This is a genomic window from Streptomyces bluensis (genome assembly GCF_014650715.1).
GTDB lineage: Bacteria > Actinomycetota > Actinomycetes > Streptomycetales > Streptomycetaceae > Streptomyces > Streptomyces bluensis.
The window spans coordinates 400,446-414,150 of record NZ_BMVM01000002.1 but is presented as its reverse complement, the minus strand read 5'-3'; the positions used below and the strand labels follow the sequence as shown (position 1 = coordinate 414,150).

Annotated in this window: 11 protein-coding genes; 3 read left to right on the top strand and 8 right to left on the bottom strand. The window is 72.7% G+C overall.

Annotation, left to right across the window (positions count from 1 at the left end; all coding sequences use genetic code 11):
* Window positions 1–28: 28 nt before the first annotated feature.
* The 4 genes from IE262_RS07035 to IE262_RS07020 form a co-directional block, all read right to left on the bottom strand.
* Window positions 29–652, bottom strand: a complete 624-nt coding sequence (locus IE262_RS07035) for a GntR family transcriptional regulator (protein ID WP_134032267.1) — start codon at window positions 650–652, stop codon at window positions 29–31.
* A gap of 238 nt (window positions 653–890) precedes the next feature.
* Window positions 891–2,687 carry a 2-oxoglutarate dehydrogenase, E2 component, dihydrolipoamide succinyltransferase gene (sucB, locus tag IE262_RS07030; protein ID WP_189872085.1) on the bottom strand — a complete coding sequence of 599 codons (1,797 nt, stop codon included), beginning with the start codon at window positions 2,685–2,687 and terminating at the stop codon, window positions 891–893.
* Between the two features lie 72 nt (window positions 2,688–2,759).
* The gene (gene lpdA, locus IE262_RS07025; RefSeq protein WP_134032273.1) at window positions 2,760–4,148 is read right to left on the bottom strand and encodes a dihydrolipoyl dehydrogenase; all 1,389 of its coding nucleotides are present in this window, start codon (window positions 4,146–4,148) and stop codon (window positions 2,760–2,762) included.
* Between the two features lie 335 nt (window positions 4,149–4,483).
* Window positions 4,484–6,061: a leucyl aminopeptidase gene (locus tag IE262_RS07020; RefSeq protein WP_189872083.1), complete on the bottom strand. Its 1,578-nt coding sequence runs from the start codon at window positions 6,059–6,061 to the stop codon at window positions 4,484–4,486.
* A gap of 728 nt (window positions 6,062–6,789) precedes the next feature.
* Between IE262_RS07020 and IE262_RS07015 the strand changes: the two genes are divergently transcribed.
* Window positions 6,790–7,575 (top strand): endo alpha-1,4 polygalactosaminidase, encoded by a 786-nt coding sequence (locus IE262_RS07015; RefSeq protein ID WP_189872082.1) that lies wholly within the window; start codon window positions 6,790–6,792, stop codon window positions 7,573–7,575.
* Window positions 7,576–7,643: 68 nt separating this feature from the next.
* Here IE262_RS07015 and IE262_RS07010 read toward each other — a convergent pair whose 3' ends face one another.
* Window positions 7,644–8,453, bottom strand: a complete 810-nt coding sequence (locus IE262_RS07010; RefSeq protein ID WP_189872081.1) for an adenosylcobinamide-GDP ribazoletransferase — start codon at window positions 8,451–8,453, stop codon at window positions 7,644–7,646.
* Window positions 8,454–8,538: 85 nt separating this feature from the next.
* On the opposite strand from IE262_RS07010, the gene IE262_RS07005 reads away from it, so the two are divergent.
* Window positions 8,539–9,312 (top strand): hypothetical protein, encoded by a 774-nt coding sequence (locus IE262_RS07005; protein ID WP_189872080.1) that lies wholly within the window; start codon window positions 8,539–8,541, stop codon window positions 9,310–9,312.
* Here the strand turns inward: IE262_RS07005 and IE262_RS07000 are convergent.
* Together IE262_RS07000 and cobT are read right to left on the bottom strand one after the other, a co-directional pair.
* Complete coding sequence (locus IE262_RS07000) at window positions 9,243–9,974, bottom strand: hypothetical protein (RefSeq protein WP_189872079.1); 732 nt, start codon at window positions 9,972–9,974, stop codon at window positions 9,243–9,245. The genes IE262_RS07005 and IE262_RS07000 overlap by 70 nt on opposite strands.
* Window positions 9,975–10,177: 203 nt before the next feature.
* Window positions 10,178–11,281: a nicotinate-nucleotide--dimethylbenzimidazole phosphoribosyltransferase gene (gene cobT / locus IE262_RS06995; protein WP_134032288.1), complete on the bottom strand. Its 1,104-nt coding sequence runs from the start codon at window positions 11,279–11,281 to the stop codon at window positions 10,178–10,180.
* A gap of 135 nt (window positions 11,282–11,416) precedes the next feature.
* Here cobT and IE262_RS06990 point away from each other — a divergent pair, with 135 nt between their 5' ends.
* Complete coding sequence (locus tag IE262_RS06990) at window positions 11,417–12,400, top strand: class I SAM-dependent methyltransferase (protein WP_189872078.1); 984 nt, start codon at window positions 11,417–11,419, stop codon at window positions 12,398–12,400.
* Here the strand turns inward: IE262_RS06990 and IE262_RS06985 are convergent.
* Entirely contained in the window at window positions 12,389–13,591 is a 1,203-nt protein-coding gene (locus tag IE262_RS06985; protein ID WP_189872077.1) for a bifunctional adenosylcobinamide kinase/adenosylcobinamide-phosphate guanylyltransferase, read from the bottom strand. The two genes, IE262_RS06990 and IE262_RS06985, sit on opposite strands and share 12 nt — an antisense overlap.
* Window positions 13,592–13,705: the final 114 nt, after the last annotated feature.

The window sequence follows — 13,705 nt, the reverse complement described above, 5'->3', positions numbered from 1 at the left end:
ACGCACGGCGCACGATGCCTTATGCACGTTATGCACGTGGCGCGCAGCCCAGCACGTGGGCCTTCACGATGTCGGCGATCCTCGGGTCACGCCTGCGGAACGCCGCCACCAGTTCCTCGTGTTCCTCGGCGTACGACTGCTGGACGGTACCGAGCCAGCGGATGGACAGGGCCGTGAACACCTCGATGCCCAGGCCCTCCCAGGTGTGCAGGAGGACCGAGTTGCCCGCGGCCCGCACCAGTTCCCGGTGGAAGGCGACCGTGTGGCGCACCTGGCCCGTGCCGTCCGATCTGCGGTCCGCCTCGTACAGCGCGGCGACGTGCGGCTCCAGCGCCGAGCAGTCCTCGGCCAGCTTCTCCGCCGCGAGCTCGGCCGCGATGGCCTCAAGACCGGCCCGGACGGGGTAGCTCTCCTCCAGGTCGGCCGCTGTCAGGTTCCGTACGCGTACGCCCTTGTTCGGCGCCGACTCGATCAGCCGGAGCGACTCCAGTTCCCGCAGGGCCTCCCGTACGGGGGTCTGGCTGACCTCCAGCTCCGTCGCGATCCGCCGCTCGACGATCCGCTCACCCGGCTTCCATCGCCCGCTCACGATCCCCTCCACGATGTGCTCGCGGATCTGTTCGCGCAGCGAGTGGACGACGGGCGCGGTCATGAGGGGCTCCTTAGCGAGGGGCCGCCCATCGGCCCCGGGGGCGTTTGACGTTTAGACAATACGGCCGTGCGTCCCCGCGGGAGAGGCGCAGAGGGACGCTTTGGTGCAGGTGAGACGAGACTTACACAGGGGCTCTGGCGCCGTGGCCCTCGCATACGACGGTGCCCCGCCCGGGGAAGCCCGGACGGGGCACCGTACTGACAGATGCACTGACAGACGCACCGACAGCGTGTACTGGCTACAGGCCGAGCTCCACCTCGAACTCGCCCGCCTCCAGGATCGCCTTGACCGCCGTCAGGTAGCGGGCCGCGTCGGCACCGTCCACCAGGCGGTGGTCGTAGGACAGGGTCAGGTACGTCATGTCGCGGACGCCGATGACCGTGCCCTCCTCCGTCTCGATGACGGCGGGGCGCTTGACCGTGGCGCCGATGCCGAGGATCGCGACCTGGTTCGGCGGCACGATGATCGTGTCGAAGAGCGCGCCGCGCGAGCCGGTGTTGCTGATGGTGAAGGTCGCGCCGGAGAGCTCGTCCGGGGTGATCTTGCTGGCCCGGACCTTGCCCGCCAGGTCGGCGGTGGCCTTGGCGATACCGGCGATGTTCAGGTCGCCCGCGTTCTTGATGACCGGGGTCATCAGGCCCTTCTCGGAGTCCACGGCGATGCCGACGTTCTCCGTGTCGAAGTACGTGATGGTGCCCTCGGCCTCGTTGATCCGGGCGTTGATGGCCGGGTGGGCCTTCAGCGCCTGGGCCGCCGCCTTCACGAAGAACGGCATCGGGGAGAGCTTCACGCCTTCGCGGGCCGCGAACGAGTTCTTCGCCTGGTCGCGCAGCCGCATCAGACGCGTCACGTCGACCTCGACGACCGAGGACAGCTGGGCCTGCTCGTGCAGGGCCTTGACCATGTTGTCGCCGATGACCTTGCGGATCCGCGGCATCTTGACGGTCTGGCCACGCAGCGGGGAGGCCTCCAGGACGGGGGTCTTCCTCGCCGTGCCGACGGCCGGGGCGGCGGCGGCCGGAGCCGGGGCGGCAGCGGCGGCCTTCGCGGCCTCGGCGGCGGCGATGACGTCCTGCTTGCGGATGCGGCCCCCGACGCCGGTGCCCTTGACGGTGGACAGGTCGACGCCGTTCTCGGCGGCGAGCTTGCGCACCAGCGGGGTCACGTAGGCGCCCTCGTCGGTGGCCTCGGCGGCGGCCGGAGCGGCAGGAGCCGGGGTCACGGGAGCGGGAGCGGGCGCGGCCGGCGCGGGAGCCGGTGCGGCCGGAGCCGCGGCCTGGGCCGGAACCGGGGCGGGCGCCGCAGGAGCGGCAGGCGCCGGAGCGGCGGGGGCCGGGGCCGGGGCAGCGGGGGCAGCCGGAGCCGGAGCCGGAGCCGGAGCCGGGGCGGCCGGGGCCGCGGGGGCGGCGGCGGCCGGAGCGGCACCCGGGGCGCCGATGACGGCCAGCTTGGCGCCGACCTCGGCCGTCTCGTCCTCACCGACCACGATCTCCAGCAGCACGCCGGAGGCGGGCGCCGGGATCTCGGTGTCGACCTTGTCGGTGGACACCTCCAGCAGCGGCTCGTCGGCCTCCACGGTCTCGCCGACTTCCTTGAGCCAGCGGGTGACGGTGCCCTCGGTGACCGACTCGCCCAGAGCCGGCAGGACCACGTCGGTGCCCTCGGCGGCACCACCGGCCGGAGCGGCGGCGGCAGCGGGAGCCGGGGCCGCGGGGGCCTCGGCGGCCGGAGCCGCGGGGGCGGCCGGGGCCGGGGCCTCGGCGGCGGCCGGAGCGGGGGCGGCAGCGGGCGCGCCCGTGCCGTCGTCGATGACGGCCAGCTCGGCGCCGACCTCGACCGTCTCGTCCTCGGCGACCTTGATGGACGCCAGCACACCGGCGGCGGGGGAGGGGATCTCGGTGTCGACCTTGTCGGTGGACACCTCCAGCAGCGGCTCGTCGGCCTCGACGCGCTCGCCCTCGGCCTTCAGCCAGCGGGTGACAGTGCCCTCGGTGACGCTCTCACCGAGCGCCGGAAGGGTTACGGAAACCGCCATGGTTTCGGTTGCTCCTTAGGAATTGCGGAAGTCTGTGTCGTCGCAGGTTGTCGCGCCCGAAGACTGAAGGTGTCAGTCGTGGGAGTGGAGAGGCTTGCCCGCGAGGGCCAGGTGGGCCTCGCCGAGCGCCTCGTTCTGCGTCGGGTGGGCGTGGATGAGCTGGGCCACCTCGGCCGGCAGCGCCTCCCAGTTGTAGACCAGCTGGGCCTCGCCGACCTGCTCGCCCATGCGGTCGCCGACCATGTGGACGCCGACCACGGCACCGTCCTTGACCTGGACGAGCTTGATCTCGCCCGCGGTCTTGAGGATCTTGCTCTTGCCGTTGCCCGCGAGGTTGTACTTCAGAGCGACGACCTTGTCCGCGCCGTAGACCTCCTTGGCCTTGGCCTCGGTGATGCCCACGGAAGCGACCTCCGGGTGGCAGTACGTCACCCGCGGCACGCCGTCGTAGTCGATCGGGACGGTCTTCAGACCGGCCAGACGCTCCGCCACCAGGATGCCCTCGGCGAAGCCGACGTGGGCGAGCTGGAGCGTCGGGACCAGGTCACCGACGGCGGAGATCGTCGGGACGTTCGTCCGCATGTACTCGTCGACGAGGACGTAACCGCGGTCCATGGCGACCCCGGCCTCCTCGTAGCCCAGGCCCTGCGAGACCGGGCCGCGGCCGACGGCGACGAGGAGGATCTCCGCCTCGAACTCCTTGCCGTCGGCGAGCGTGACCTTGACACCGTCCGCCGTGTACTCGGCCTTCTGGAAGAAGGTGCCCAGGTTGAACTTGATGCCGCGCTTGCGGAACGCGCGCTCAAGAAGCTTCGAGCTGTTCTCGTCCTCGACCGGGACGAGGTGCTTCATACCCTCGATGATCGTGATGTCCGAGCCGAAGGACTTCCACGCGGAGGCGAACTCGACACCGATGACGCCGCCGCCGAGGACGATCGCGGACTTCGGCACACGGTCCAGGACGAGGGCGTGGTCCGAGGAGATGATGCGGTTGCCGTCGATCTCCAGGCCCGGCAGCGACTTCGGCACCGAGCCGGTCGCGAGGAGGATGTGACGGCCCTGGACGCGCCGGCCGTTGACGTCCACCGAGGTCGGGGAGGACAGACGCCCCTCACCCTCGATGTAGGTCACCTTGCGCGAGGCGACGAGCCCCTGGAGACCCTTGTACAGGCCCGAGATGACCTCGTCCTTGTACTTGTGGACCGCCGGGACGTCGATGCCCTCGAACGTGGCCTTCACGCCGAACTGCTCGCTCTCGCGGGCCTGGTCGGCGATCTCGCCCGCGTGCAGCAGGGCCTTGGTGGGGATGCATCCCCGGTGCAGGCAGGTACCGCCGACCTTGTCCTTCTCGATCAGGGCGACGTCCAGGCCCAGCTGCGCCCCGCGCAGGGCCGCGGCGTAACCACCGCTACCACCGCCGAGGATCACTAGGTCGAAAACGGTGCTGGCGTCGTTCGCCACGTCACGTCCTCCATGCATGTGCGCCGTGCGCCGGTCACCCCGTAGGGACAAGGGGTCCCATTCGGGGGGTGACCGGGCGGTCGACTGGTGTCCGGCCGCTCTTTTTGCTTCGGCCCTTCGGTGGGGCCCTGTCCTGCCGTGCCCCATCTTCGCACTTGTCGGTGGCGTCCGGGACGCGGGGCCGCGGTGTGAGACACCACACGTACGGGGGCGCCCCTCAAGGGGCGCGGGGAACTGCGCGACCAGCCACACACGACCCGCAGTCGCCCAAAGACAAAAAGGACCGAGCTAGTGGGCGACGGAGCCTGCACGAAAGCCCCGCCGCCCAAGAAACGTCAGCCCAGATCCCCGGAAGCCGCCAGCTCGGCAACCCGCACCAGAGTCCGCACAGCGGAACCCGTACCACCCTTCGGCGTGTAACCGAACGGCGCGGACTCGTTGAAGGCCGGCCCCGCGATGTCCAGGTGGGCCCAGGTGATCCCCTCGCCCACGAACTCCTTCAGGAACAGTCCGGCGACCAGCCCGCCCCCGTACCGCTCACCCATGTTCGCGATGTCGGCGGTGGGGGAGTCCATCCCCTTGCGCAGATGGTCCGGCAGCGGCATGGGCCAGGCACCTTCACCGACCTCCACCGCGGCCTCGTACACCGCGGAACGGAACGCGTCGTCGTTCGCCATGATCCCGAACGTGCGGTTGCCGAGCGCCAGCATCATCGCGCCCGTCAGCGTGGCCACGTCGATGATCGCGTCCGGCTTGTCCTCGGAGGCCTTCGCGATCGCGTCGGCCAGCACGAGGCGGCCCTCGGCGTCGGTGTTGAGGACCTCGACGGTCTTGCCGCTGTACATGCGCAGCACGTCACCCGGGCGGGTCGCGGAGCCGGACGGCATGTTCTCGGCGAGGGCGAGCCAGCCGGTGACGTTGACCTCAAGGCCGAGGCGCGCGGCGGCGACGACCGCGGCGAACACGGCGGCGGCGCCGCTCATGTCGCACTTCATCGTCTCGTTGTGCCCGGCGGGCTTCAGCGAGATGCCGCCCGAGTCGTACGTGATGCCCTTGCCGATGAACGCGAGGTGCTTCTTCGCCTTGGCGGAGGTGTACGACAGCTTCACCAGACGGGGTGCCGACGCCGACCCGGCGCCCACGCCGAGGATGCCGCCGTAGCCGCCCTTCTCCAACGCCTTCTCGTCGAGCACCTGCACCTTGATGCCGTGCTCCTTGGCCGCGGCCTGCGCGACGGCGGCGAACGCCTCCGGGTTGAGGTCGTTCGGCGGGGTGTTGATCAGGTCGCGGGCGCGGTTCAGCTCCTCGGTCACGGCGGTGGCCCGCTCCGCGGCGGCCTTGTGGGCACGGTCGCGGCTCTTGGCGCCGAGCAGGGTGACCTCGGCGAGAGGAGCCTTGCCGTTCTTCGCCTTGGCGGAGTTGCCCTTGGTGGAACTGCCCTTGGCGGAGCCGCCGTTGCCGGAGTTGCCCTTGTACGTGTCGAAGGAGTACGCGCCGAGCAGCGCGCCCTCGCCGACCGCGGCGACATCGCCGGCGTCCGTGATCGGCAGCGCGAACGCGGCCTTCTTCGAACCGGCCAGGGCCCGGGCCGCGGCACCGGCCGCGCGGCGCAGCGCCTCGGCCTCGAACGACGTGTCCTTCTTGGGCTCGGCTCCCAGGCCCACCGCGACCACGAGCGGCGCCTTGAAGCCGGACGGCGCGGGCAGCTTCGTCACCTCGCCCTCGGTACCCGAGGCGCCCAGGGTCTGGAGGACGCCCGCCAGCTTGCCGTCGTACGCCTTGTCCACGGCCTCGGCGCCCGGCGCGACGACCAGGTCCCCGGACCCCGATGCGGAGCCCTTCGCGACACCGACCACGATCGCGTCGGCGCGGATGCCGGGCGCGGTGGCGGTGCTGAGAGTGAGAGCAGTCACGGTGGTGAAATCTCGCTTCCGGTTAAGTGTCAGTGGCCGAACGGATGGGTCGACCGGCCCTGTGGGCGACCCTAGGGCCGGTGTCGGGAGGGGCGCGCCCTTCGGGCGGACGACGCCACTCTCGGCACAGGCCCCTAGGGCCTGTTCTGAGTTCCCCGCCTGCGCCCCGACGCCCGGCACGCACGCTCGCCGCGCGGCGCCGCAGGACAGGTGGCTCCGCCACATGACCTGCGACACCGCACGCCGATCGCACGCACCGACCGCCGCTGCGCCCGCGCTTCGCGCGGACGACGGGGAACTCAGAACAGGCCCTGATCCGCGGTGTGCAGCAACCCCGACCGGCCGGGGGAACCGCGGTGCGCGGCAGCCCCGGGCGGCCGGGGATCCGTGGCGCGCGGCGCCCACGGCCGGACCGGGAGTGCCGGGGACGAGCCTAGCCCTGTGCGGCCCGTCGGACCTGGGACGCGGGGGCCGGTCGCGTACTCCCCGGACCTTCCGGGCCGCTTGCCGGGGCCTGCGGTCCGGCTGTTCGTGCTCGTGGCTCCAGCCTCCACGAACTCCCGGCCCCACCCGCACAGGGAGATCCCCATGGCTTCCCCGTAGGGGGATCCCCATGGCCCGGACTACCGCCGTGCCCGGCACCGGTAACCCCGGGAGATCATCTTTGGGGCACACCGCCCCACGTACGTACCCCTTCGTACCGCTTCGTCCCCCTTGGAGCCCAACCGGTGAAACGTCCGCTCGTCCTGTGCGCCCTGCTTCTGCTGCTCACTGCCTGCACGACCGCCCCCGACGACAAGCCGGAGGCCGGTGCCGACCGCTGGCGGCCCCGCCCCGGCACCGCCTGGCAGTGGCAGCTCAGCGGGCGCCTGGACACCTCCGTCGACGTGCCCGTCTACGACATCGACGGCTTCGACCACTCGTCCGGCACGGTCGCCGGACTCCACCGCGACGGCCGCAAGGTCATCTGCTACCTGTCGACCGGCGCCTGGGAGGAGTTCCGTCCGGACGCGGACGAGTTCCCCGAGTCCGTCCTCGGCCGCGGCAACGGCTGGGAGGGCGAGCGCTGGCTCGACATCCGCCGCACCGACGTCCTGGAACCCCTCATGGCCGCCCGCCTCGACATGTGCGCGGAGAAGGGCTTCGACGCGGTGGAGCCGGACAACATGGACGGTTACCAGAACCGCACGGGCTTCCGCCTGACGGCCGCCGACCAGCTCCGCTACAACCGGCTCATCGCCCGCCTCGCCCACGAACGCGGCCTGGCCGTGGGCCTGAAGAACGACCTCGCCCAGATCCCGCGGCTGGTCGACGACTTCGACTTCGCGGTCAACGAACAGTGCGCCCAGTACCGGGAGTGCGACGAGATGACGCCCTTCATCGAGGCGGACAAGGCGGTCTTCCACGTCGAGTACGAACTCGGCACCGACAGCTTCTGCCCCGAGGCCCGGCGGCTGCGGCTGAGCTCGATGCTCAAGAAGTACGAGCTGGGGGTGTGGCGGCGAGCCTGCTGAGAGCCGCCGTCCACGTCATCCCAAGTCATCCGGAGCCTTCCGGGCAAGTCAGCAGGAGTCTTCCGGAGTCATCCGAACGAGAGCACGACCAGCGTCGCCGTCGCCGCCGTCTCCGCCAGCGCGCCGAACACATCACCCGTCACCCCGCCGAAGCGGCGCGTGCAGTGCCGCAGCAGCGCCTCGGCGGCGGCACAGGCGAGGGCGACCGCGAGGACGACCGGGAGGGCCGTACCGAGGGCGGCGTCGTACGGCCCGAGGAGCGTGCTCACCCCGGCCGCGGCGCACACCACCAGGCCCGCCACGAGAGCCGCGTACCGTGCGGGCACCGTGCCCGCCACCGCCGCGCCCAGCCCCTCGGGCCGGGCCGGCGGCACGCCCGTGCGCGCGGCCAGGGTCAGGGCGAGCCGGGCCGTGGTCGCCGCGACGACGGCGGCGAGGGCGCCCCGGGCCCAGGACTGCCCGTACGCCTCGGCCAGTGCGGCGACTTGGGCGAGGAGTACGAAGACCAGGGTGAGGACGCCGAACGGACCGATGTCCGACTGCTTCATGATCCGCAGCGCGTCCTCGGCGGGTTTGCCGCTGCCGAGCCCGTCGGCCGTGTCGGCGAGGCCGTCGAGATGCAGGCCCCGGGTCAGGACGGCGGACACGGCGGTGGTGGCGACGGCCGCGAGCAGGGGGCCCGCGCCGAGCAGGAGCGGCAGCAGTCCGAGTGCGGCGGAGAGGAGCCCGACGACCAGACCGGCGACCGGCGCGCACAGCATCCCGGCGCGTGCGGCGTCACGGTCCCAGCGGGTCACGGTGACGGGCAGCACGGTCAGGGTGCCGAAGGCGAAGCGCAGGCCGTCGGGGACGGAGGGCGTGGACACCGGCGTGGACATCGGCGCAGGGTATCCGGCGGCTTCGGGGCCACCGTCGGCGGGCCATGGAGCGGGTGGCGGCAGAAATCGTGACTAAAGTGCGCATATGGGTCATTGGTGGTACCGGAACATCATCGAGCCGGGCAAACTCCCCCTCCTGCTCGCCCTCACCGCCTTCGTGCTGACGTTCGTGATCACCCGGGTCGTCACCCGCATGATCCGCGCGGGCAAGGGGCCGTTCCGCAACATCGACTCCGGCGGTGTGCACATCCACCACGTGGTCCCCGGGGTCCTGCTGATGGTGGCCGGCGGCTTCGGCGCGGTGGCGAGCGGGCGGCAAGGGGTCGGCCCCGCCCTGTGCGCGGTGCTGTTCGGGGTGGGCGTGGGCCTGGTGCTGGACGAGTTCGCGCTGATCCTGCACCTCCACGACGTGTACTGGACCGAACAGGGCCGCAAGAGCGTCGAGATGGTCGTGATGACGGCGGCTCTCGTCGGCCTGGTGCTCTGCGGCTTCCTGCCGTTCGGCGTCAACGACGTGGGCCGGCAGGAACTGGCGGACCGCGGCTCGGCGATCCTCAGCGTCAGCCTGAACTTCCTCTTCGCGTTGCTCTCCCTCAGCAAGGGCAAGGCCCGCGTCGCGCTCTTCGGCGTGATCGTCCCCTTCATCGCGGTGATCGGGGCGATCCGGCTGGCCCGCCCCGACTCGCCGTGGGCCAGGCGCTTCTACCGCCGCCGCCCGCGTGCCCGCGCCAGATCCCAGCTGCGCGCCTTCCACCACGACCGCCGCTGGGCGGGGCTGAGCCGCAGGGTTCAGGACTGGATCGGCGGCGCGCCCGACGGCCCGACCGAAGCGTCCGTGCACACCGCCGACCGCCGCTGACGCCACTTCGAGACCGCGCACAGCACCAGCACCGCCGCGATCGCCGCCAGGTGCTCCCTGCCCGCGAGGTTGTCCTTCAGCAGCAGCTCGACGACCATCGCCACGACCACCGCGGCCGTCGTGACGTACGCCCGGTAGCGGCAGCCCACGAACACGGCGAGCCCGACCGCGGCGGCCGACGGCCCGGTGTCCACGATCCGCCCGTCCGACGCGGGCAGCCCGAAGAACATGTCCGGGCCGAGGGCGACGCCCACGCACGCGTACAGCGTGCCTGCCAGCGTGGCGACGTACGCGACGGCGAGTGTCCGCCGACGGCCCAGGGTGATCTCCGCGATCCCGAACACGACCAGGATCTGCAGGAGTCCGCCCCACACCGGCAGGTCCAGGGCCGGTACGAAGAGGGAGAGCGGCGTGCGCAGCAGGGCGAGCCAGAGGGGATCGTCGGCGCGTACGGCACCGACGTCCTGAACGAACCCGTACCCCCACGACCGGCCGTGCACGAAGTGCAGGAGCGCGCTGAGGCCCACCGAGGCGAGAGCCAGCGGCACGGCCCTGAAGCGCTCGCGCGCCACCACCGGGCACACGGTGTCGTACAGCCGCCCCCACTCGGCCCGGACCAGCCGCACGAGGGCGCTGTCGCGGTCGCTCGACCGCGTACTCATCCGCCGGCCCTCATCCGCCGCGCCGACTCTCATGCGCCCGTCCTCCGTCGCCGTCCGGCCCGCCCTTGCTGCCTGCCGTGTGCGAAGACCGAACGGCGCGGGGGCAAGTTGAGCGGGACCGGAGTGATCCCGCTCTCGCGGGCGGTGACGGACCTCGTACCCGGTCCGCTCAACGCGATGGTAGGTCGGCGGCGGCCGTCGGATCAGCCGGCCGCGGGCGAATTCTCCTGCTTCTCCGGCTCCGGCTGTTCCTCCGGCTCCGGCTGCTTCTCCGGCAGCTCCGCCACCAGGGCGGCCGCCGCCTGGACCAGCGGCAGGGCCAGGAGCGCGCCCGCGCCCTCCCCGACGCGCACGCCGTGGTCGAGGAGCGGCTCGATGGCCATGCGGTCGAGGGCCTTCGCCTGGGCCGGCTCACCGCTGTTGTGTCCGGCCAGCCACCAGTCCGGCGCCCGGAAGGCGACCCGCTGGCCGACGAGGGCGCACGCGGCCGAGACGACGCCGTCCAGGATCACCGGGGTCTTGCGTACGGCGCTCTGGAGCAGGAAGCCCGTCATCGCGGCCAGGTCGGCGCCGCCCACCGTCGCCAACAACTGCAACTGGTCCCCGAGCACCGGCCGGGCCCGCCGCAGGGCGTCCCGCACGGCCGCGCACTTCCGCATCCACGCCAGGTCGTCGATCGGCACCCCGCCCCGCCCGGTGACGACGGACGCGTCCGTGCCACACAGCGCCGCCACCAGCACCGCCGCCGCGGTGGTCCCCCCGACGCTCACATCCCCGAGGACCACCAGATCCGTACCCGAGTCGGCCTCCTCGTCCGCGACCGCGACCCCCGCCAGGAACGCCGCCTCCGCCTCCTGAAGGGTCAGCGCGTCCTCGACGTCGATCCGCCCGGACCCGCGCCGCACCCGGTGCCGTACGACCTCGTCCGGCAGCTCCTCCGGGGCGCAGTCCAGCGCCATGTCCACCACGCGTACGGGCACGTCGAGCCGCCGGGCCAGCACCGACACCGGGCTGCCGCCGTCGAGCACCGCCCGCACCAGCTCGTGCGCCGAGCCCGCGGGCCGCGAGGAGACGCCGAGCCCGGCGACGCCGTGGTCACCCGCGAACAGCACCACACGCGGCCGGGTGACCGGCCGCACCGGCACGGAGGCCTGCGCCGCCGCCAGCCACTCGCCCAGGTCGTCGAGGCGCCCCAGCGCGCCCGGCGGCACGATCTGCCGCTCCCGCCGCGCCTCGGCATCGCGGCGCACCCCGCCGTCGGGGCGCTCGATCAGATCGGTGAAGTCGTCGAGATTAAGCGAGCTCATTCGCCGAACAGTACCGGCAGCGCTCGAACACGGCGGCGCCACATCAACGCCACGTCATTGCACCAGGGATGGTGATCCCCTACGTTCCCTTTGTTCTGGAATGTCACAAATCTGCTCGACGAGGCAGGAGCCGCGATGTCGTTCCACGAGCCGTTCCACGCGCCGTTCCACGAACCGCGCCGCGACGACTGCCCCTGGTGCGGTGCGCGGCGACTGCGCACCCGCGTCCGTACCCCCGATCCTGGGCGGCGCACCCCGGGCACGTTCGCGGTCGACGAGTGCCGGGACTGCGGCCACACCTTCCAGAACCCGCGGCTCACCGAGGAGGCACTGGCCGCCAGGGACACCCGCGGGCGCCCCGACCCCTCCGTCGAACGCGTCCTCGGCGCCCGCGGCATCCGGCGGCGCCACCGGGCCGCCGCCCGCGCGATGCTCCCGTACGCCGAGCCCGAGAGCTGGCTCGACGTCGGCACCGGTCACGGGCAGTTCCCGGAGATCGCGAAGGAGGTGCACGCGTACACCTCCTTCGACGGGCTCGACGCCACACCGCGTGTCCAGCGGGCCCGTGCCGCCGGGCGGATCGAGGAGGCCCACCAGGGTCTGCTCGCCGACCCGGAGATCACCGGCCGGCTGCGCGGACGCTACGACGTGGTCAGCATGGTCCACCACCTGGAGCACAGCCCCGACCCGCGCGCGGAACTCCGCGCCGCCCTCGACGTGCTCCGCCCCGGCGGCCATCTCCTCGTCGAAGTCCCCGACCCCGCCTGCGCGTTCGGCACGCTGCTCGGCACCTGGTGGGTGGCGTACGACCAGCCGCGCCATCTGCACCTGATGCCACGGCGGAACCTGGTGCGGGAACTCCAGGCGCAGGGCTGCGAGGTCGTCGCCACGGACCGGCGCGCCCCGCACATCCCGTACGACCTGACCGGCGCCCTCTGTCTGGTGCTGGCCCGCCTGCGCGCCCGTACGGCGCTGACCCGGGCCTGCGCGCCCCTCCTGGCCTCGGCCGCGGCCCTGGACATCGGGCTCGCCCCGCTGCTGAGCCGTACCCGTTTCTCCAACGCGTACCGGATCATCGCGCGCCGGCCGGCCGGCAGCCCCGCGACATCAACCACGTAGCGGCAGCGCCTGCCCCGCCACCACCAGCAGCACATGCTCGCACTCGCCTGCGAACGCCGCGTTCAGACGCCCGAGTTCGTCCCGGTAGCGGCGCCCCGACGCCGTCGCGGGGACGATCCCCGAGCCCACCTCGTTCGACACCGCGACGACCGTGCGGCGGGTCTCGCGGACGGCCTCGGTCAGTTCCCGCACCCGCGCCCGCAGCGCCCGTTCGCCCCCGCCGGCCCACTCGGCGTCGTCCCAGGCGTCGACGGAGTCCATCGCGTCGGTCAGCCACAGCGACAGACAGTCGATCAGCAGGGGCGGACCGTCGTCCTTCAGCAGGGGCACCAGGTCGCAGGTCTCGACGGTGTGCCACGAGCCGGGCCGCCGCTCACGGTGGGCGGACACACGGGCCGCCCACTCGCTGTCCTCGTTCCGCGTCCCGCCGGTCGCCACGTACAGCACGTCAGGGAAGGACTCCAGGCGCCGCTCGGCCTCCACCGACTTCCCGGACCGTGCCCCGCCCAGCACGAGGGTGCGCCGGGGCACCTCCGGTACGTCCTGGTACACGCCCACGGTCAGCGTCGTACCGTCCGGCACGGCCCGTGCCCCGGCCGCCGCCAGTCGCCGGCCGAGTTCGGCGCCGGGCGGCACATCGTGGTCGAGGTGCACGGCGACCACGTCGGTCGCCGGCCCGAGGGCCCCCACCGCCCGCAGCCGCGCCAGCGCGTCCGGCCGTCCCGCGACATCGGCGAGGACCATGTCGTACGACTCGGCGGACTGCCCCTCGATCCCCGCGGGCGCGGCGCCCGGCGGCAGGTACAGCAGCCGCTGCCCGTCCGGTCCCGTCACCGCGTACCCCGTTCCCGGCGTGTCCATCGCCACCGCCCGCACCCGATGCCCGGTCAGCAGCGCCAACTCCCTTCCGTCCGGCACCCGTCCGGGCTGCGGCAGCCCCGCCGGGACCTCGACCGCGGGCCCGCCGTGCGGATGGGAGAGCAGCACCTGCCGTACGCCGGCCAGCGTGTGCCCGGAGCGGGCCGCGGCGAGGGCGGCGCCGGGCGTCAGGTCGAGCAGCAGCGTGCCGTCGACCAGCAGCGCGGTCGCCGCGCGCGCGTCGGCACCCAGCGAGTGCGCGCAGGCCGCGCAGGGGCAGTCGGGGCGGGGGAGGCCCTCAGGGGCGCCGGTGCCGAGCAGTGTCAGTTCCACGGCCCCGATTTTCCCGTGTCGTTCGCGGTGCCCGCAGGTCTTGTGCGTCCGACCAGGCTCAGGGCCGCCACACCAGTCGAAGATACTCCGGGCCGGAACCGGATCTTGCTCGGT

What these genes read in the sequence shown, in the direction of transcription:
- IE262_RS07035 (WP_134032267.1), bottom strand. Translation starts at nt 652, where the DNA reads ATGACCGCGCCCGTCGTCCACTCGCTGCGCGAACAGATCCGCGAGCAC.
- sucB (WP_189872085.1), bottom strand. Translation starts at nt 2,687, where the DNA reads ATGGCGGTTTCCGTAACCCTTCCGGCGCTCGGTGAGAGCGTCACCGAG.
- IE262_RS07010 (WP_189872081.1), bottom strand. Translation starts at nt 8,453, where the DNA reads ATGTCCACGCCGGTGTCCACGCCCTCCGTCCCCGACGGCCTGCGCTTC.
- IE262_RS07005 (WP_189872080.1), top strand. Translation starts at nt 8,539, where the DNA reads ATGGGTCATTGGTGGTACCGGAACATCATCGAGCCGGGCAAACTCCCC.
- IE262_RS07000 (WP_189872079.1), bottom strand. Translation starts at nt 9,974, where the DNA reads ATGAGTACGCGGTCGAGCGACCGCGACAGCGCCCTCGTGCGGCTGGTC.
- cobT (WP_134032288.1), bottom strand. Translation starts at nt 11,281, where the DNA reads ATGAGCTCGCTTAATCTCGACGACTTCACCGATCTGATCGAGCGCCCC.
- IE262_RS06990 (WP_189872078.1), top strand. Translation starts at nt 11,417, where the DNA reads ATGTCGTTCCACGAGCCGTTCCACGCGCCGTTCCACGAACCGCGCCGC.